Source organism: Dactylosporangium sp. NPDC050688 (genome assembly GCF_040654515.1).
GTDB lineage: Bacteria > Actinomycetota > Actinomycetes > Mycobacteriales > Micromonosporaceae > Dactylosporangium.
The window spans coordinates 36,188-55,073 of record NZ_JBFAIC010000059.1 but is presented as its reverse complement, the minus strand read 5'-3'; the positions used below and the strand labels follow the sequence as shown (position 1 = coordinate 55,073).

20 protein-coding genes are annotated in these 18,886 nt (G+C 72.6%); 17 read left to right on the top strand and 3 right to left on the bottom strand.

Annotated features, from left to right (window positions below; genetic code table 11):
- Positions 1 to 115 precede the first annotated feature (115 nt).
- From AB0H83_RS39050 to AB0H83_RS39020, 7 genes are all read left to right on the top strand, one after another.
- Positions 116 to 754 (top strand): TetR/AcrR family transcriptional regulator, encoded by a 639-nt coding sequence (locus tag AB0H83_RS39050; protein WP_360104406.1) that lies wholly within the window; start codon positions 116 to 118, stop codon positions 752 to 754.
- Between the two features lie 76 nt (positions 755 to 830).
- Positions 831 to 1,796 (top strand): hypothetical protein, encoded by a 966-nt coding sequence (locus AB0H83_RS39045; protein ID WP_360104403.1) that lies wholly within the window; start codon positions 831 to 833, stop codon positions 1,794 to 1,796.
- Positions 1,793 to 2,545, top strand: coding sequence for a nitroreductase family protein (locus AB0H83_RS39040; RefSeq protein ID WP_360104400.1), 753 nt, complete (start codon positions 1,793 to 1,795; stop codon positions 2,543 to 2,545). Before AB0H83_RS39045 ends, AB0H83_RS39040 begins: the two co-directional genes overlap by 4 nt.
- On the top strand, positions 2,542 to 3,249 hold the full coding sequence (locus AB0H83_RS39035; protein WP_360104397.1) for a nitroreductase family protein: 708 nt from the start codon (positions 2,542 to 2,544) through the stop codon (positions 3,247 to 3,249). Before AB0H83_RS39040 ends, AB0H83_RS39035 begins: the two co-directional genes overlap by 4 nt.
- Positions 3,246 to 4,199 (top strand): zinc-binding dehydrogenase, encoded by a 954-nt coding sequence (locus AB0H83_RS39030; protein ID WP_360104394.1) that lies wholly within the window; start codon positions 3,246 to 3,248, stop codon positions 4,197 to 4,199. The genes AB0H83_RS39035 and AB0H83_RS39030 overlap by 4 nt, the downstream gene beginning before the upstream one ends.
- A gap of 5 nt (positions 4,200 to 4,204) precedes the next feature.
- The gene (locus AB0H83_RS39025; protein WP_360104391.1) at positions 4,205 to 4,918 is read left to right on the top strand and encodes an enoyl-CoA hydratase/isomerase family protein; all 714 of its coding nucleotides are present in this window, start codon (positions 4,205 to 4,207) and stop codon (positions 4,916 to 4,918) included.
- A 2-nt stretch (positions 4,919 to 4,920) separates the two neighbouring features.
- Positions 4,921 to 5,406 carry a MaoC family dehydratase gene (locus AB0H83_RS39020; RefSeq protein WP_360104388.1) on the top strand — a complete coding sequence of 162 codons (486 nt, stop codon included), beginning with the start codon at positions 4,921 to 4,923 and terminating at the stop codon, positions 5,404 to 5,406.
- 427 nt (positions 5,407 to 5,833) lie between these two features.
- Here the strand turns inward: AB0H83_RS39020 and AB0H83_RS39015 are convergent, their stop codons facing one another.
- From AB0H83_RS39015 to AB0H83_RS39005, 3 genes are read right to left on the bottom strand one after another with little or no spacing between them, the layout of a single operon-like run.
- On the bottom strand, positions 5,834 to 6,346 hold the full coding sequence (locus AB0H83_RS39015; RefSeq protein WP_360104385.1) for a flavin reductase family protein: 513 nt from the start codon (positions 6,344 to 6,346) through the stop codon (positions 5,834 to 5,836).
- Complete coding sequence (locus tag AB0H83_RS39010; protein WP_360104382.1) at positions 6,343 to 7,164, bottom strand: VOC family protein; 822 nt, start codon at positions 7,162 to 7,164, stop codon at positions 6,343 to 6,345. Before AB0H83_RS39010 ends, AB0H83_RS39015 begins: the two co-directional genes overlap by 4 nt.
- Positions 7,161 to 7,883: an enoyl-CoA hydratase/isomerase family protein gene (locus AB0H83_RS39005; protein WP_360104379.1), complete on the bottom strand. Its 723-nt coding sequence runs from the start codon at positions 7,881 to 7,883 to the stop codon at positions 7,161 to 7,163. Before AB0H83_RS39005 ends, AB0H83_RS39010 begins: the two co-directional genes overlap by 4 nt.
- Positions 7,884 to 8,081: 198 nt before the next feature.
- Here AB0H83_RS39005 and AB0H83_RS39000 point away from each other — a divergent pair, with 198 nt between their 5' ends.
- From AB0H83_RS39000 to AB0H83_RS38955, 10 genes are all read left to right on the top strand, one after another.
- On the top strand, positions 8,082 to 9,602 hold the full coding sequence (locus tag AB0H83_RS39000; protein WP_360104376.1) for an ABC transporter substrate-binding protein: 1,521 nt from the start codon (positions 8,082 to 8,084) through the stop codon (positions 9,600 to 9,602).
- 3 nt (positions 9,603 to 9,605) lie between these two features.
- The gene (locus AB0H83_RS38995) at positions 9,606 to 10,511 is read left to right on the top strand and encodes an ABC transporter ATP-binding protein (RefSeq protein WP_360104373.1); all 906 of its coding nucleotides are present in this window, start codon (positions 9,606 to 9,608) and stop codon (positions 10,509 to 10,511) included.
- A complete protein-coding gene (locus AB0H83_RS38990; protein WP_360104370.1) occupies positions 10,493 to 11,542 on the top strand; it encodes an ABC transporter permease in 1,050 nt (349 codons plus the stop codon). The genes AB0H83_RS38995 and AB0H83_RS38990 overlap by 19 nt, the downstream gene beginning before the upstream one ends.
- Positions 11,543 to 11,546: 4 nt before the next feature.
- Positions 11,547 to 12,434, top strand: coding sequence for an ABC transporter permease (locus AB0H83_RS38985; RefSeq protein ID WP_360104367.1), 888 nt, complete (start codon positions 11,547 to 11,549; stop codon positions 12,432 to 12,434).
- Positions 12,431 to 13,246, top strand: coding sequence for an ABC transporter ATP-binding protein (locus AB0H83_RS38980; protein WP_360104364.1), 816 nt, complete (start codon positions 12,431 to 12,433; stop codon positions 13,244 to 13,246). Before AB0H83_RS38985 ends, AB0H83_RS38980 begins: the two co-directional genes overlap by 4 nt.
- 17 nt (positions 13,247 to 13,263) lie before the next feature.
- Entirely contained in the window at positions 13,264 to 14,667 is a 1,404-nt protein-coding gene (locus AB0H83_RS38975) for a zinc ribbon domain-containing protein (RefSeq protein WP_360104361.1), read from the top strand.
- Complete coding sequence (locus AB0H83_RS38970) at positions 14,667 to 15,851, top strand: acetyl-CoA acetyltransferase (RefSeq protein ID WP_360104358.1); 1,185 nt, start codon at positions 14,667 to 14,669, stop codon at positions 15,849 to 15,851. Before AB0H83_RS38975 ends, AB0H83_RS38970 begins: the two co-directional genes overlap by 1 nt.
- Positions 15,852 to 15,931: 80 nt before the next feature.
- Positions 15,932 to 16,837, top strand: coding sequence for an SDR family NAD(P)-dependent oxidoreductase (locus tag AB0H83_RS38965; RefSeq protein ID WP_360104355.1), 906 nt, complete (start codon positions 15,932 to 15,934; stop codon positions 16,835 to 16,837).
- A 7-nt stretch (positions 16,838 to 16,844) separates the two neighbouring features.
- Positions 16,845 to 17,339 carry a VOC family protein gene (locus AB0H83_RS38960; RefSeq protein WP_360104352.1) on the top strand — a complete coding sequence of 165 codons (495 nt, stop codon included), beginning with the start codon at positions 16,845 to 16,847 and terminating at the stop codon, positions 17,337 to 17,339.
- Positions 17,339 to 18,850, top strand: a complete 1,512-nt coding sequence (locus AB0H83_RS38955) for an AMP-binding protein (protein ID WP_360104349.1) — start codon at positions 17,339 to 17,341, stop codon at positions 18,848 to 18,850. Before AB0H83_RS38960 ends, AB0H83_RS38955 begins: the two co-directional genes overlap by 1 nt.
- Positions 18,851 to 18,886 lie beyond the last annotated feature (36 nt).

Sequence of the window (18,886 nt, the reverse complement as noted above, 5' to 3'; positions counted from 1 at the left end):
ACCGCCCACGCGGTTCGGGGCCATACCGTCGCGAGCGAGATTCCGAGGATTTCCGCAGCGAACCTTCCGACCGGACGGTAGGCTTTGCTCCGCAGTGATCATCAGGAGGCCGTAGATGGCTCGTGCGACGTCCGCCCGGCCGGAGTCGACCCGACGCCGGCAGCGGTGGCCCGACGGGTATGACCCGGAGAACACCCGCAAGTCGCTCATCGCGAGCGCGCTGGAGCTGTTCGAGCGCCGCGGCTTCGACCGCACGTCGGTGCAGGAGATCGCGGACCAGGCGCAGCTGACGAAAGGTGCGTTTTACCACCATTTCGAGAGCAAGGACGACCTGCTGCGGCACATCCAGGAGGAGTACCTGGAGGCCCAGCTCGCCGCGATCCAGCAGATCGAGGCCGGCAGCGACGACCCGAAGGTACGGGTGCAGGAGCTGATCCGGTTCAGCCTGACCAGCGTGGCCGAGTACCGGGCACACGTGACGATCTTCTACCAGGAGCGGCGGCTGCTGACCGGGGACCTGTTCGCCGAGGTGACCCGCAAGCGGGACCTGGTCGAGGCGGCCTTCGCCGGCATGGTGCAGGACGGCGTCACCCGGGGCGCGTTCCGCCCCGACGTCGACGCCCGGATCGCCACGTTCGGCCTGATCGGCATGTGCGCGTGGGCGTACCAGTGGCTCAACCTGAGCGGCCCGCTGAGCGTGGACGAGGTGGCGCGCCAGTTCAGTGCCATGGTCCTGGAGGGCTTGTACGCCTGACGGCCTGGGGCGGAGCCCTTGAGTGCGCCGCACTCCGTGTGATAGATACCTTCCAGTCGGAATGATTGGGGTGTCCATGACGCGAGCGGTCCGGGCAGGCATGGACTTCATCACGGCGCTGGACCGGGGCAGCCTCGGCGGGCTCGCCCGGCTGTGCGCACCCGGCGCGACCTGGTGGGTCGACACCGGACCTGACCGGCGCGGCGGCGACCCCGCCCTGTCGCCCGGCGGCAGCGGACGGTTCCCGCTGCACGGGTCGATGCCGATGGACGACAAGCTCGCCCTGATGCGGTCGCTGGGGCCGCAGGCGTTCCCGACCGGCTGCCGGCAGATCCCGCGCCGGGTGATCGCCGGGGCCGACATGTGCGTCATCGAGGTCGAGGGCTTCGGTGTGCACGCCTCGGGCCTGCAGTACGCCAACCGGTACGCGTTCGTGTTCGACGTCGACGCCGCCGGGGCGATCGTGTCGGTGCGCGAGTACCTCGACACCATCCACGCCCAGCACGTCATCGGCGGCGCCGACCCGGTGCCCCGCACCACTCTGGACCGCGTGCCCGGACCCGGCGGGCAGCAGCCGCAGAGCCGGGCTGAGTCGCTGGCGCTCGCGTTGTGGCCGGCCCTGGAGACCGGCGACATCGCCGCGTTCGCCGCGCTGTTCGGCGCCGGCGCCACCTGGTGGACGGACTCCGGCCGGGACCGGGAGCGCGGGCGGCTGCACCGTACCGGCGACATCAACGCCAACGGCCCCTTCCACGGCACCATCGCCATCGCCGACAAGCTCGCCGCGATGCGGGCCAGGATCGCCTCCGGTGCCTACGCCTCCGCCGCCGTCGCCGTCACCGCGCACCGGTGGGTCGTCGACGACACCCTCGTGGCCATCGAGGCGAGCGGCGACGCGACCCTGGGCGGCGGGCTGCGGTACCAGAACCGGTACCTGTGGGTCGTGGACACCGCCCCGGACGGCATCGCGCAGGTCCGCGAGTACTGCGACACCCTGCACATCGCCGACCTCATGGGCTACGACGCGGAGGTTGCGGGATGACCGGGCTGCCGTTCACGGACCTCAACCACGTCCTCACCACCACCAGGTCGGTGCGGCTGCGGCTGGACTACGACCGCCCGGTGCCGCTCGAGGTGATCGGCGAGTGCCTCCAGCTGGCGTTGCAGGCCCCGACCGGCGGCGCCGCCGAGGACTGGCGGTGGGTCGTGGTCGGCGACCCGGAGCGCAAGGCCGAGCTGGCCCGCCTGTACCTGGACGCCTACCTCGAACACGTGCACAAGCCGCTGCACAGCGCCGAGGGCGCCGAGAGCCGGACCGTGCGGGGCCGCCTCGGCGGGGTCGACGAGCACGGCGAGGTCAGCGCCCGGACCAAGCGGATCCTCGGCGGCGCCGAACACCTCGCGCACCACCTCGGCCGGGCGCCGTTCCTGGTCATCCCGTGCGCCACCCGGCCCAACCCGGCCAAGGGCGGCCCCGGCACCCACTCGGCCGTCTACGGGTCGCTGTATCCGGCCATCTGGCAGTTCAACCTCGCGCTGCGCGCCCGCGGGCTCGGCACCGTCATCACCACCCTGCACCTGCACCACGCCGCCGCCGCGGCCGCGCTGCTCGGCATCCCCGAGGACGCCCTGCAGATCACCATGCTCCCGATCGCCTACACCCAGGGCACCGACTTCAAGGTCGCCGCCCGCAAACCCGTCAGCAGTGTCGCCTACCTCGACCGCTGGGGCGACCCGCTGCCCTACGCGGACAAACCGGTCGACCGCCTGACGGGAGAGGACACCCTATGACCGTGCCAGCCGTGATCACCGACATCGACGAGGTATTGACCACCACCCGTGCGGTGCGCCGCCGCATGGACTTCACCCGGCCCGTCGAGCGCGCCGTCGTCGAGCACTGCCTGCGCCTGGCCCAGCAGGCCCCGATGGGCTCCAACCTCGAGGACTGGCGCGTCGTCGCGGTCGACGACCCCGCGCTGAAACGCCGCATCGGGGCGCTGTACACCGAGGTCTGGCACCAGACCGTGGAAGGACCACTGGCCGGCGGCGAGGCGGCGACGACCACCCGGCTGTCGCCGTCGGTGCGGCCCGACCCGGCGTCGCAGGCCCGGCAGACGCGGGTCCTGACCGCGGTCAAGTACCTCGTCGACCACCTCGAGGAGGTGCCGGTCCTGGTCGTGCTGTGCAGCACCAAACCGGTCCCGCAGCGTCCGGTCGGCGGCACCGCGTCGGGCTACTACGGCTCGATCTTCCCGTTCGCCTGGTCGTTCCAGCTGGCGCTGCGCTCCCGCGGGCTGGGCTCGGTGATGGCGACCGCGCTGGCGCACAAGGCGAAGCAGGTGCAGGAGGTGCTCGGCCTGCCCGAGGACTGGCGGCCGATCACGCTGCTGCCCGTCGCCTACACCAAGGGCCTCGACTTCCGGCCCGCCGCCCGCGCCGACCTCGCCGACGTGACGTTCTGGAACGGCCCCACCGAGCGGGCCGGGTCCGGGTGAGGGCCGCGTTCGTCACCGAGCCGTCCGCGGCCGACCCGGTCGCCGCCATCCGGGTCGGGGAGCTCGAACCGCCCGCGGCACCCGACGGCTGGATCCGCGTCGACGTGCGCGCCGGTGCGCTCAACATGCACGACCTGTGGACGCTGCGTGGCGTCACCCGGCGCCCGCACACCGGCCCGCACGTGCTCGGCAGCGATGCCGCCGGGGTGGCCGGCGGCCGGGACGTCGTCGTCTACCCGGTGCTGGCCGCGGCAGGAACGGGGGCCGTCGCGCACGCGACCCTGCTGCCCGACGCCGGTCACGGCGTGCTCGCCGAGCACATCGCCGTCCCGGCCGGGCACGTCGTGGCCCGCCCGGCGCACCTGGACTGGGCGGAGGCGGCGAGCCTGCCGACGGCGTGGCTGACCGCGTACCGGATGCTGTTCACCAAGGCGGCTCTCGCTCCCGGGCAGGTGGTGCTGGTGCAGGGCGCCGGCGGGGGAGTGGCGACCGCCGCGGTCAGCCTCGCCGCCGCGGCGGGCGCCACCGTCGTCGTCACCTCCCGGTCGCCGCGGAAGCGGCAACAGGCCCTCGCACTCGGCGCCGCCGCCGCCTTCGACACCGGCGCGCGCCTGCCGGAGCCCGCCGATGTCGTCATCGAGACCGTCGGCACCGCCACGTTCGAGCACTCGACCCGCTCCACCCGCGCCGGCGGGACGATCGTGGTCTGCGGCGGCACCAGCGGCTTCACCGCGAGCCTCGACCTGACCCGGCTGTTCGCCCGGGAGATCACCGTCCACGGCTCGACGATGGGGACCCTGGAGGAGTTCCGGGCGATGCTCGACTTCGTCGCCGAGCACCGGCTCCGGCCGGCCGTGGACAGCACCGTCGATCTGGCCGAGGTGTCCACCCAGGCCGAGCGGATGCTGTCCGGCACCGCCTTCGGCAAACTCTGCGTGCGTGTCGCATGACGCCGGTGACGCTGACTCGGCGAGGGCCGGCGCTGTGGGCGCGGATCGACCGGCCCGGCGCCGGCAACGCCTGCAGCTCCGCGGTGATGGCCGGCCTTGAGGAGTGGCTTGCCGCGGCCGCGGAGCCCGGCGTCCGCGTCCTCGTGCTCACCGGCACCGGCCGCAGCTTCTGCGCGGGCGCCGACCTCACCGAGGCCAGGGCGCTCCTCGGTGACCTGCACGCGCTCCTGGCATGGCTGGACCGGGGCCGGCGGCTGGTCCGTGCGGTCATGGCGGCAGGTGTACCGACCATCGCCGCCGTCAACGGTGCGGCCTTCGGCGGCGGCCTCGAACTCCTGCTCGCCTGCGACGTCGCCGTCGCCGCGGACACCGCCCGGATCGGTGACCGGCACCTCGCCGCCGGCCAGGTCCCCGGGTGGGGCTCCAGCGTGCTGCTGCCGCTGGCCGTCGGGCCGGCGCTCGCCCGGCGGCTGCTCGTCGCGGGTGAGACCTGGACCGGTGCGGACGCCGCGCGCCGGGGCCTGGTCAGCGAGGCGGTCCCCGCCGCGGACCTCGACCGGCACGTCGCCGCCCTCGCCGAGCGGATCGCCGACCTGGACGAGGCGGCGGTGCGGCGCATGCTGCGGGTCGCCCGGCCGGTCATCGACGCCGACGCGTGGGACCGCGAATGGCGCACCCTCAGCGAACACGTCGCCACCCTTGCCAACGAACCGGAGTGACCATGCGACCCGTCAGATGCACCACCGTGCCCGCCCCCGACGACCTGCTCGCCCTGGTCGGCCAGGAGCTCGGCGCCAGTGAACCGCAGGTGGTGACCCAGGAGCAGGTCGACCGGTTCGCCGACGTCACCAAGGACCACCAGTGGATCCACGTCGACGTCGAGCGCGCCCGGTCCGGCCCGTTCGGCACGACCATCGTGCACGGCTTCCTGACCCTCGCCCTGGTGCCGCGCCTGCTCGCGGACATCCTGGAGGTGCAGACCTACTCGATGGGCGTCAACTACGGCCTGGACCGGGTCCGCTTCGTCAAACCGCTCCCGCCGGGCGTCGAGATCCAGGGCACCGCGACGCTGCTGTCCGCGAAACCGATCGCGGCCGAGGCCGGCCGCGCCGCCGGCGTGCAGGCCAAGGCGTCGGTGGTCGTGGAGTTCGCCGCCGACGGCGAGACCTGCTGCGCCGCGGAGATCCTGTTCCGCTACTACGCCTGACCGACCGTCACCGCGCGCCGCCGGCCTCGGCCGGCGGCGCGCGGCGCTGTGGCCGCAGCGCGGTGGTGCGTGGCCCTGCGGCGGCGCGCGGTGCGTGGCGCTCCGGCCGCGGGCCAAGGGCGGTGGTGCGTGGCCCTGCGGTGCCGGAGCGGCGCCGTGCGCGGTGCGGGGCGCTCCGGCTGCGGCCAGCGGCGGTGGTGCGTGGTCCTGCGGCCGGGGGAGGCGGCAGGAGTGGGTGAGCGATCGGCAACATCGCGCCGGTGATGTTCGCGGCGAACCATGTGGCGCCGCGCGACCGGCACCCGCCGCGTGTGGCGCGTGGCGCTGCGGCTGCGGGCCGGGGGGTGCGCGGCGCCGCTGTCTGCGCGGGAGCCGGTCGCTGGCCTCTGCGCGGGAGCCGGTCTCCCGCCGGCGATCGGCGCGGTCGCTACTCCGTGGCGCCGGTGGGGGCGACGAAGCGGCCGCGGTAGAACGACAGGGCCGGGACCTTCGTCGGCTTCAGGTGCACGTGGTCGACGTCCAGCAGCACGATGACATGGTCACCGCTGGTGATCACCTCGTCGCGGACACCGGCCAGGATGGCTGGCGTGCCGGGCAGGAGCGGGACGCCGTCCGGGCCGGGCGTCCAGGCCACGCCGCTGAGCTTCTCCGCGCCGGACAGCCCGGAGGTGGCGAACCGCCGGGCGATGTCCTCCTGGTCCTGCCCGAGGATGTGGATCGCGATCCGGTCCGCCGCGATGAGCACCTTGAAGCTCGACGACGCCGTCGCCACGCAGAACAGCACCTTGGCCGGGGAGAGCGAGACCGACGTGAACGAGTTGACGGTCAGCGCGGCCATGGCGCCGCCGGGCGCCGTCGCCGTCACGGCGGTGACTCCGGTGGGGAAGTGCCCGCAGACCTGCCGGAACTCGGCGGAGTCGAAGAGGGGCTCGGTCGTCATCGGTCCACCACCGGGTAAGAAGAGTGAGGGGCGTCGGGGCGCAGGCCGCCTTCGAGCTGCACCAGGCACAGGGTGTGCCCACCGGGGTCCTTCACCAGGTGGAGCCGCCCGTACGGGCTGTCGACGGGGCCGACGGTCGGCGTGCCGCCCAGGTCGGACACCCGGGCCAGCGCTTCGTCGAGGGAGCCGGCGTTGAAGTACGTGATCCATTTCGACGGCATGATGTTCGGCCAGTCGTTGTCCAGCTCCAGCACGCCGGCGACCGGCACGTCGCCGAGCATGAGCACCGTGTACGGGTGCGCGGTCGGCGAGTCGTCGCGCTGCTGGGTGGTGTAGCCGAACAGGTGCCGGTAGTAGGCGACCGAGCGTTGCGGCTCGCCGGTGTCCAGCTCGTTCCAGCACAGGGCGCCGACGGTGTTGAGCGTCTGCACCCCCGCGCGGGACTCACCCTGGTACAGGCCGAACGCCGCGCCGAACGGGTCGACGACCACGGCGCCGGTGCCGGCCGCCGGCAGGTAGCGTGGCGGGGTGACGAGCTCCCCGCCGAGCGTGACCGCCTGGTCCGCGGACCGGGCGACGTCGTCGACGGCGAAGTAGGCGAGCCAGCCGCGGGGGCGGCCGCCGTGCAGGCCCGTGGCGTCGGAGATGCCGGCCACGTCGTGCCCGTCGACGCTGCACATCCGGTACGTGGTGGCGCCGAGCTGCTCGTGCCGGACGGTCCAGCCGAGCAGCTCGCGGTAGAAGTCCTCGGCCTGCTGAGGGGCGGTGGTGCACAGCTCCACCCAGACGGCCTCACCGGCCTGGAACGCCCGCGTCATGAGGTCACGCGCGCGACGATCGTGCGGGCGGAGATGTCGTAGGCCTGCTCGGGGGAGCCGGTGGCGAGGCTCGACTCGACGACCTCGACGACCGCGCGCAGGGTGTGCGGCGGCACGGCGGCGAGCGCCTCGACGAGGGCGTCGACCTCGCTGTCGACGTCGTCGTCGGCGACCACCTCGGCGACCAGGCCCCAGCTGAGCAGCTGGGCGGCGGTCGCGATGCTCGCGCCGGTCACCAGCGCGTACGCGTGCGGGCGGGGCACCGTCTGGGCGATGGTGTGGCCGACGCCGGCGGGTGCGAAGCCGAAGCGGGCCTCGGGCAGCGACAGCCGGGCGTTGGCGGCGGCCACCGGCAGGTGGATGGCGCTGAGCAGGCCGGCACCGAAGCCGATGACCTGTCCGCGGACCGCGCTGACCACGGGCACCGGCAGCCGCCTGATGCGCTGCAGCGCGGCGTCGCTGGCGCGCAGCCCGGCGGCGACGTCCTCCTGGGTGGTGCCGGCGAGCGCGGCGAACGACGTGGTGTCCCAGCCGCTGCAGAAGTGCCGGCCGGCCATGTCCAGCCGGATCACGGCGCAGGCATCGTCCGCGGCGGCGGTCTCCATCGTGGTGACGAGCTCGGCGAGGGCCCGGTCGTCGAAGCAGTTGCCCCGGGCCGCGTTGTCGTAGCGGACGCGGGCGACGCGACCGTTGTGTTCGCTGGTCAGGTTGATGGCCACGGGCCGCAGCATACAGACCAGTCGGTATGAATACAATGTCGCTGGCAGGCGGCGGTCTGTCACGCCGCCGTTACGAACGCGACACCGGTTCGACCTGTTGACTTGATACCGGCTGGTCGGTACTTTGTGGCCAGCGTCACGGCCGCGGCTCGCGGCGACATGACGGGTCCATCGTTGTGAAGGACGTCCATAATGCTCGTGAACTCCTTGCGATCCCGGCGGCCATTGGCGCTGATCGCTTCCCTTGCCCTCGCGGGCGCCGGTCTCACCGCCTGTGGTGACTCCGAGCCCAGCACGGCCCAGTCGGCCGGGCCGTTCACCGTCCGGGCGCTGCTCGCGGCCCAGCCCGCGACGCTCGACCCGATCGTCGGTGCGCGGTCGGCCCAGATCGTCTGGGCCACCATGCTCGAGCCGCTGATCAACACCGACTCGAACCTGAAGGCCGTCGACACCGGGCTCATCACCAGCTGGACCCGCACCGACCCGACCACCTGGACGTTCAAGGTGCGGCCGGGCATCAGCTTCAGCAACGGCGAGAAGGCCGACGCCGCGGCGGTCGCCAACACCCTCACGCTCACCCGTGACGTCGCGGCGTCGCAGCTCAAGTCCTACTTCACCAACGTTGCCGACATCCAGGCGCCGGACGACACCACGGTCGTGGTGAAGACCAAGACCTCCCAGTACAACTTCGCCGACCTGCTCACCACGGTCTACCTGGTGCCGCCGAAGTACTACCAGGAGAAGGGCTCCGCGGGCTTTGCCGCCGCCCCCGTCGGCACCGGCCCCTACGTGTGGTCCGGCTCGAACGCGGGCCGCGACATGTCGGTCAAGAAGAACCCCGACTACTGGGGCCCCAAGAAGGCGATCAACGACGGCATCACCTTCACCTGGGCGAACGAGGCCGCGCAGCGGCTGGCCCTGATCCAGAGTAAGAGCGTGGACGTCTCCTTCGACCTGCCGCCGGCCCAGGCCACCGCGGCCAAGAAGGCGGGTGTCACGGTGACGAGCACCGAGACCGCTATCAAGATCATCGCGTTCCTCGACTCGACGAAGGCCCCCTTCGACGACCCGAAGCTGCGCGAGGCGGCCGCCCTGGCCATCGACCGGGACGCCATCGTCAAGGGCATCTTCGACGGTCAGGCCGTCGCCGATGCCGGCCTGCTGAACGTCATGCCCGGCCAGCAGCCGGCGAAGAGCGTGACCGCCGACCCGGCCAAGGCCAAGGAGCTCGTCGGCGCCGCCGCACCGGCCGTGCAGATCCATTACCCGGCGGCGCAGTACACCAACATCGAAGAGGTCTCCCAGGCCGTCGGCGGCGCCCTCGAAAAGGCCGGCTTCAAGGTCACCTATGTGCCGATCGACTACGGCACGCTGGTGAAGCGGGTCGTCGCCCGTCAGGTCCCCGGCATCTCCATCTTCGCCGGCGTGCCCAACGTCGCGGTCCCGGACTTCTTCACCAGCGGCTTCATGAAGACCAAGTCGATCACCGGCAACTGCCCGGACCCGCAGATCGACGAGCTGTCCGACAAGGCCCTGCAGCAGACCGACGCCGCCGCGGCCGCCCCGATCTACGAACAGCTCAACACGATCGGCGTGGTCGAGAAGCACTGCTACGTGCCGCTGTACCGGCAGGTCTTCAACTACGCGACCGCAGGCAGCGTCAAGGGTCTGGTGTTCGGCCCGCTGAACACCGTCGACTTCACCCAGACGACCCGCTGACATATGTCCGACGTCGTGCAGAAGGAGGTGCCGGGCGGCGACGCCCGGCACCCCCGCGCCCTGAACAACACCGCAGACAACAGCGCGAACCGGCACCAGGACGACAGCCAGGACCGCGGTCAGGGCTGGCGCACGCCGGTGCTCGAGGTCGACCACCTGGTCGTCGAGCACCGCAACCGCCGCACCGGTGAGCTGTTCCGGGCCGTCGACCAGGTGTCGCTGCGCATCGGCGCCGGCGAGAGCGTCGCGGTCGTCGGCGAGTCGGGCTCGGGCAAGACCACCCTCGCGATGGCCGCGACCGGGCTCGGCGCCCGCGGCGAGGGCGACATCCGGCTGCTCGGGCACTCGCTGTCCGCCGTCGGGCGCAAGCAGCTGCGCCGGCTGCGGCCCGAGGTGCAGGTGGTCTTCCAGGACCCGCACGGCTCGCTCGACCCCCGCCAGTCCGTGCGGTCCGGGCTGCGGGAGCTCCGCTCGCTGCAGCCGGAGCGCACCTCGTGGATCGAGGACACCGACCTGCTCCAGCGGGTCCGGCTCGAGCCGTCGATCCTCGACCGCTACCCGCACCAGCTCTCCGGAGGGCAGGCGCAACGGGTGTGCATCGCCCGCGCGCTGCTGATGCGGCCCCGGCTCATCGTCGCCGACGAGCCGACCTCCGGCCTCGACGTCTCCGTGCAGGCCGACGTGCTGGCCCTGCTCAAGGAGATCCGCGCGAACACCGGCGCGGCGCTGCTCATGATCAGCCACGACCTGGCCGTGGTCCGCTCGGTCTGCGACGTCGTGCACGTCATGTACCACGGCCGGGTCGTGGAGTCCGGGCCCTGCGAGACGGTCTTCGCCCGGCCCGAGCATGACTACACCCGCGAGCTGCTCGCCGCGATGCCAGGAGCACGATGGAGGTCTCGCCGATGAAGACCGGCCCGGCGGCGAACAACGTCGCGGTCCCGCCGACCAAGTCCGGCACGCCGGCAGCGACGACCGGCGGGGCGACCCCGGCGGCGGCGAAGAACGGCCGGTCCAGGCGGGCCGGTGCGCTGCGCCGCGCCGCCGCACGGATCGCCGCGCTGCTGGCGTCGCTGCTGATCGCGCTGAGCATGGCGTTCATGCTCGGCCGGCTGTCCGGTGACCCGACGACCACCATCCTCGGCCCGATGGCGACTGCCGAGCAGCGCGAGGCCCTGCGCCACGACCTCGGCCTCGACCGGCCGCTGCTGGTGCAGTACTTCGACTACCTCAAGGGCGTCCTCACCGGCGACCTCGGCCAGTCGCTGCAGTTCTACCAGTCGAACACCTCGATGATCATGGACCGGTTGCCGTTCACGCTGCAGCTGGTCGCGGCCGGCATCTCCCTCGCGGTCCTCGTCGGCGTCCCGCTCGGCGTGCTCGCCGCCACCCGCGAGGGCACCTGGTGGGACCGGGCCGCGTCCACCGTCGCGCTGCTCGGCCAGTCCGTGCCGGTCTTCTGGTTCGGGATGATGCTCGTGGTGCTGTTCGCCGTGAACCTCGGCTGGCTGCCGGCCGGGCAGTCCGGCACCCTCAAACACCTGGTGCTGCCCGCGCTGACGATGTCGGTGTACCCGATGGCGCAGATCGCCCGCCTCACCCGCGCCTCGATGAGCGAGGCCCTCGCGGAGCCGTACATCGACGCCGCGAAGGCGCGCGGCATCACCGGCCGCCGGGTGGTGTGGCGGCACGCGTTCAAGAACGCCATGATGCCGATCCTCACCATCGTCGTGCTGCAGACCGGCATCCTGATGTCCGGCGCGGTCGCCGTCGAGTACGTGTACTCCTGGCCCGGCCTCGGGCAGCTCGCCCTGCAGGCCATCCAGTTCCGCGACTTCCCACTCGTCCAGGCGATCGTCGTGTTCGGCGCGCTCGTCTTCGTCCTGCTCAATCTGCTCGTCGACGTCATCCACTCGATCGTCGATCCGAGGGTGAGGTGACCACATGAGCGAAGTGGATCTTCAGCTCAACGCGACTGATGGTGATACCCAGCCACCAGCGAAGCGCCGGCGGACATCGGTGTTCTGGCTGGCGCTGCCGATCGCCGTGGTCGCCGTCGCCGTGTTCGTCCTGCCGCTGACGGGCCTGCTCCCGGCCGCCGGCCAGGATCTCGACGCGACCCGCCGGCCGCCCGGCTTCCTGTCCGGCGGATCCTGGTCGCACCCGCTCGGCACCGACAAGCTCGGCCAGGACCTGCTCACCCAGTTCATCGAGGCGGGCCGGGTGACGATCCTGATCGGCCTGGTCGGCGCGATCGTCGCGATCGGCCCCGGCACGCTGCTGGGCCTGCTCGCCGGGTACTTCCGCGGCTGGGTCGACCGGGTCATCTCCGTGCTCATCGACGCCCAGCTGGCCCTGCCGTTCATCCTCGTCGCCCTGGCGATCATCGCCAACCGCGGCAGCTCCCTGCCGGTGCTGTTCCTGGTCCTGGCGCTCACCGGCTGGGCGGTCTGCGCCCGGGTCACCCGCTCGGCGACGATGGTCGTGCGGGAGCGGCAGTTCGTGCTCGGCCTGCGCGCCGCCGGGGCGTCGGAGCTGCGCATCGTCTTCCGGCACATCCTGCCCAACCTCGGCGGCACGATCGTCGCGCTCGGCACCCTGCAGGTCGGCACCGCGATCCTGATCGAGAGCGCGCTCAGCTTCCTCGGTCTGGGTGTGGTGCCCCCGATGAACAGCTGGGGCTCGCTGCTGGCGGCCGGCCAGGACGAGCTGAGCCAGGCCTGGTGGATCGCGTTCTTCCCCGGCCTCGCCGTGACCCTGCTGGTGCTGCTGGTCAACCTCCTCGGCGACGCGCTGCTCACCCACCACGACCCCCGGAAGAGGCGCCGATGACCAGCCCTGCGACCGGCTCTGCGACCAGCCTGCTGCACATCGAGGGCCTGTCCATCACCGCCCGGCTCACCAGCGGCCGGCTGCGCCTGCTCGACGACGTGGACCTGGAGGTCCGGCGCGGCCAGATCGTCGGCGTCGTCGGCGAGTCCGGCAGCGGCAAGACCACCCTCGCCCGCGCCGTCGTCGGCCTGCTCGAACGCAACGTCACCGTCTCGTCCGGCGCCGTCGAACTGGCGGGCGACGTGGTGGTCGCGCCCGGTGTCGACCGCACGGACCGGATCCGCGGCACCGCGGTCGGCATGGTCTTCCAGGACGCGTCCCGGTCGTTGAACCCGCTGATGAAGGTCCGCACCCAGCTCGGCGAGGTGCTGCGGCGGCACGTCCGCGGCATCACCAAGGCCGAGGTCGAGCGACGCTCGGTGGAGGTCCTCGGGCAGATGCGGATCAACGACCCGGCCCGGGTCCTGGACAGCTACCCCCACCAGCTGTCCGGCGGGCTGCGCCAGCGGGTCGCGATCGGCCTGGCCGTCGTCACCCGCCCGGCGCTCGTCATCGCCGACGAGTGCACCACCGCGCTCGACGTCACCACCCAGACCAAGGTCGTCGAGCTGTTCCGCAGCCTGGTCGACGAGCTCGGCATCGGCCTGCTGTTCGTCACCCACGACCTGATGCTCGCCAGCGACCTCTGCGACCGGATCGCGGTGATGAGCCGCGGCCGGGTGGTCGAGCAGGGCGGCGTCGAGGACGTGCTGGACCGGCCGCGGCAGGACTACACCCGGCGGCTGCTCGCCGCGATCCCCTCGTGGACCTGACCTCTCTGGAGCCCCTCTTGCCTGATCAGGGTATCGACGCGTACGCGGCCTACCTGCCCGCCTACGTGCTCACCGACAACCGCCTCGACCCGACCGGCCCGGCGCCGGCCAAGGGACCGGCCCGCAGCGTCGCCGGCTACGACGAGGACGTCGTCACGATGGCCGTCGAGGCGCTGCGGCACCTCGACGCTGCCGGCGGCCCGTTGCTGCTGGCCACGACGAGCGCGCCCTACGAGGCGAAGACGGCCGCCGGGATCGTGCACGAGGCCCTCGGCCTCGACCCCGGCGTCAGCGCCGCCGACCTGCGCGGGCACCGCTCCGGGGCGACCGCTCTGGACCTGGTGCTGCGCGCCGGTGCCCTCGCCGCCGCGGCCGACGTGCGCACCACCCGCCCCGGCGCCCCTGACGAGCTCGGCCAGGGCGACGCCGCCGCCGCGTTCGCCGGTGGTGGCGCACGGGCCGCGGCGCTGCTGGGCCGGGCCGGGCACACCACCGAGATCCTGGAGCGGTGGCGGCTGCCCGGCGAACGCCACGACCGGGTCTGGGACGAGCGGTTCACCGCCGAGATCCTCGCCGCCGCCGGCCTGGACGCCGCCCGCCGCGCCCTCACCGAGGCGTCCCTGGCCACCGTCGACCACGTCGTGGTGTCGTCGTCCAACCCGCGTGCCGCGGCCGCGCTCCGCAAGGCGCTGCGCGGCACGGTGCCGTCCCAGCAGGACGCCGCCCTGGAACGGGCCACCGGCTTCACCGGCGCCGCCCACCCGGGGCTGCTGCTCGCCGCCGCGCTCGACGACGCCGAGCCGGGCCAGACGGTCCTGCTGGTGTCCGCGACCGAGGGCGCCGACGCGTTCGTGTTCCGCGCCGGCGACGGGATCCGGGCCGCCCGCCGCGGTCCATCCGTACGCGACCAGCTGGCCGCGCGGCAGAGCCTCGGCTACGGCCGGTACCTGCGCTGGCGCGGGCTGCTGGACGTGCAGGGTCCGGCCCGCCCCGCGGCACCGGCGCCGGCGGCACCGCCGATGCACCGCCGGGCCGGCTGGAAGTACCGCCTCGAGGGCAGCCAGTGCGGCGCCTGCGGCCGGGTCACCACCCCGCCGAGCCGGGTCTGCGCCGCCTGCGGCATCGCGGGGGCGGGTGAGGCGAAGGTGTCGCTGCGGGACCGGACCGCCCGGGTCGTGTCCGTGACCCGCGACCACCTGACCACGATGCCGGAGCCGGAGGTCGCCGTCGTCATCGCCGACGTCGACGGCGGCGGGCGGCTCAGCGCCTACGCCACCGACGTCCCGCCCGGCGACGTCACCGTCGGCATGCCGATGACACCGACGTTCCGCCGGCTGTGGACCACCGACGCGATCCACAACTACTTCTGGAAACTCCGACCGGCCCCGACCCGGACCCGGCCCACGGAAGGAACGCACTGATGGGCAGCAGGCGCACCACCCACGACGTCGCGATCGTCGCGATGGGCTGCACCCCGTTCCGCGACCACTGGCACTCCTCCGCCGACGACCTGCTGGTCGACGCCGTGCAGGAGTGCGTCGGGTCGCTGCCGTCGGTCACCCTCGACGACGTCGACGCGTTCTGGGTCGGCACCCAGGGCTCCGGCATGTCCGGGCAGACCCTGGCCCGGCCGCTGCGGCTGACCGGCAAACCCGTCACCCGGGTCGAGAACTACTGCGCCACCGGCTCGGAGGCGTTCCGCAACGCCGTGTTCGCGGTCGCCTCCGGCGCCTACGACATGGTCATGGCGACCGGCGTGGAGAAGCTCAAGGACTCCTCCTTCTCCGGGCTGTCGGCGGTGTACCCGCCCGCGGACGGCACCGACGTCGACTGGACCGCACCGGCCGGGTTCTCCCTGCTGGCCCCGGCCTACCAGGAGGCGTACGGGGTCGATGCCCGCGACATGCGCAGCGCCCTGACGAAGGTCGCGATGAAGAACCACGCGAACGGGGCGCTCAACGAACGCGCCCAGTTCCGCAAGGCCGTCACGGCCGAGACCGTGGAGAACTCCCCGCGCATCGCCGGGCCGCTCGGGGTCATGGACTGCTCCGGGGTGTCCGACGGGGCCGCCGCCGCCATCGTCGTGCGGGCCGAGGACGCACACCGGTACACCAGCAGACCCATCTACCTGAAGGGGATGAGCTTCGTCGCCGGGTCGGGCGCCGGCCTGGCGTCGGACGGCTACGACTTCACCAGCTTCCCCGAGGTCGTCGCGGCGGCCCGCCAGGCGTACGAGCAGGCGGGCGTCACCGACCCGGCCACCCAGATCTCCCTGGCCGAGGTGCACGACTGTTTCACCCCGACGGAGGTGGTGCTCATGGAGGACCTCGGGTTCTCCGAGCGCGGCAAGGCGTGGCGGGACCTGCTCGACGGCCGCTACGACCTCGGCGGGGCGCTGCCGGTCAACACCGACGGTGGCCTGAAGTCCTTCGGCCACCCGATCGGCGCGACCGGGCTGCGGATGATGTTCGAGTGCTTCACCCAGCTGCGCGGCGAGGCCGGGGCCCGTCAGGTGCCGGACGCGAAGCTCGCCGTCGCGCAGAACCTCGGCGGCCAGCCGGGCTCCTGCGTCGCGTTCGTCGCGGTCCTCGGGAGCGAGCGATGAGCGGCCCGGAGCGTAGCGGAGAGGCTGCTCATCATGGGCACAGTTCGGAGCTCAGGCGCACGGAGCGAAGCGGAGGGCGAATGAGCGCCCGGGTGCGGCTGGACGGCCGGGTCGTCATCGTCACGGGCGCCGGCAACGGGATCGGCCGGGCGCACGCCCTGTCCCTCGCCGAGCACGGCGCGTCGGTCGTGGTCAACGACCTGGGCGGCGGTGTCGACGGTACGGGCACCGGCGGCGCGGCGGACAAGGTCGTCGAGGAGATCCGGGCGGCGGGCGGCACCGCGACCGCGTCCACGGACTCCGTCGCGACGCCGGCGGGTGGGGCGGCCCTGGTGCAGACGGCGGTCGACGCGTACGGCAAGGTCGACGCCGTCATCCACAACGCCGGCATCCTGCGCGACCGGACCCTGGCGAAGCTCACCGACGACGACGTGCAGGCTGTCCTCGACGTGCACCTCACCGGCGCGTTCAACGTGCTGCGCCCGGCCTGGCCGATCATGGTGGCGCAGGGGTACGGCCGGGTCGTGCTGACCAGCTCGTCCTCCGGCCTGCTCGGCAACTTCGGCCAGTCCAACTACGGCGCCGCGAAGGCCGGCCTCGCCGGGCTGATGCAGGTGCTGTCCTTGGAGGGTGCCCGCCGTGGCATCCTGGTCAACACGATCGCCCCGACGGCCGCGACCCGGATGACCGACGGGCTGCTCGGCGAGCTCGCCGACCGGTTCGACCCGCGGCACGTCGCCGCGGTCGGCACGTTCCTCGCCTCGGAGCAGTGCACCCTGAACCGGCACATCCTCACCGTCGGCGGTGGCCGGGTCGGCCGGATCTTCCTGGGTGTCACCCCGGGCTGGTACGGCGGCGCCGAGCCCGCCTCGCCCGACGACATCCTCGGCGCGCTCGACGAGATCTGCTCCCTGGACGGCTTCATCGTCCCGGACAGCGGCGCCGACGAGGTCGAACTGATCCAGCAGGTACTTTCCGGAAAGTGAGTGTGTCATGCCGGTCAGCGAAGTGCATCACGTGGCGATGACCGTGTCCGACGTGGACCGGGCCGCCGACTTCTACGAACAGGCCCTCGGCTACCGCCGGACCCTGCGCAGCGACGTCGGCGGGCCCGGGATCGAGGCCTCCCTCGGCCTGCCCGCCGGCACGACCGGCAAGGTGCAGTACATGCAGGGGCCGAGCAAGATCGGGCAGCTCGAGCTCATCGAGTGGAACGGCACCAAGACCCGCACCGCGACCGCCGGGCACCTCGAGCTCGGCACGTTCCTGCTCAGCTTCGAGGTGCCCGTCGAGGAGATCGGCGACCTGCACCGGCGGATGACCGAGCTCGGCGCGGAGTGCCTCAGCGAACCCAACCGGGTGCTGCTGGAGAACTACGGGTACATCACCGCGTTCGCGGCCCGCGATCTCGACGGCAACCTGCTGGAGTTCGTGTCGCTGCCGAGCCGGGAGGAGATCCTGGCGTACCGGAACGGAAACGGCGGCTGATGGGCGCCAGCAACTTCGCGGAGACGATCAGGCTGCAGGCGCTGCGCCGCGCGGACCGGGAAGCCCTCGTCGACGGCGCCGAGCGCTGGACCTACGCCCAGCTCGACGCCGACGTCGACCGGCACGCCGCGGCCCTGCTCGACGCCGGCATCACCCCCGCCGACCTGGTCGGGGTGCTCGGCCGCAACACCGCCACCTACGTCATCGAGCTGCTCGCCATCGCCCGCATCGGCGCGATCTCGGTGCCGCTGAACTGGCGGTTGCACACCAGCGAGCAGACCTACGTCATCGAGCAGGCCGGGATCACCGGTCTGCTCTACGACGACGACTTCGCCGGCACCGCCGCCGACCTGGTCGCCACCACCGGGATCCGGGTCGCGGTCGCCAACGGCGAGCAGGCGGTCCCCGGCGCGCGGCGGCTCGCCGGGCTGCTCGACCGGCAGCCGGCCGGGGTCCGGGTCCCCGACGCGGAGAAGGCCCCCGGTGACATCCACCGGCTGCTGTACACCTCCGGCACCACCGCACACCCGAAGGGGGTCATCCACACCTGCGGGAACCTCACCGCGAACCACCTCGCCCAGGTCCTCGAACTGGAGCTGACCCAGCACGACCGGATCCTGATCTCGGCGCCGCTGTTCCACGTCAGCGGCCTGGAGGCGCCCGGCCTGGCGGTCTTCACCGCGGGCGCGACGATGGTGCTCACCCCGACGTTCAAGGCCGACGACATCGCGCGGATCGCGGCGCAGGAACGCATCACCGGCATGGTCCTCGCCGCGCAGATCCTGTTCGGCCTGCTCGACCTGCCGGAGCCGCCGGACCTGTCGGCGCTGCGGTACCTGCTGTTCGCCGGGGTCGCCCCCAGCGTGCGGCGCTCCGTGAAGCGGCGGCTGCCGCACGTGCGGCTCATCGACACGTTCGGCATGACCGAACTGTGCAACGGCGTGTGCTACATGGACGCCGCGCACGAGGAGAGCAAGATCGGCGCGCTCGGCGCCCCGTTCCCGGGCGTGCACATCAGGATCGTCGACGAGCACTTCCGGCAGGTCCCGCCCGGCACCGAGGGTGAGATCATCATCCGCGGGGAGAAGATCTCGCCCGGGTACTGGAACGACGAGGAGGCCAACCGGCGCACCCGCCGCGACGGCTGGTTCCTCACCGGCGACGTCGGCCGCATCGACGAGGACGGCTACCTGTGGTTTGTCGACCGCCGCACCGACCTCATCAAGTCCGGCGGCGAGAACGTCGCCGGCGCCGAGATCGAGCGGGTCATCGCCCAGCACCCGGACGTCGCCGAGGTCGCCGTCATCGGCGTACCGGATCCGCAGTGGGACGAGGTGCCGAAGGCGTTCGTGATCCTCCGCGACGGCGCGACGGCCACCGGCGAGGACATCCGGTCGCACTGCCGCACGCAGCTGGCCGGTTTCAAGGTGCCGAAGTACGTCGACGTGGTGGAGTCGTTGCCGCGCAACGACTCCGGCAAGGTCCTCAAGCGCGAGCTGCGGCAGTCATGAGTGGCCAGCGGAGCGTCTCGGGCTGCTCATCATGTG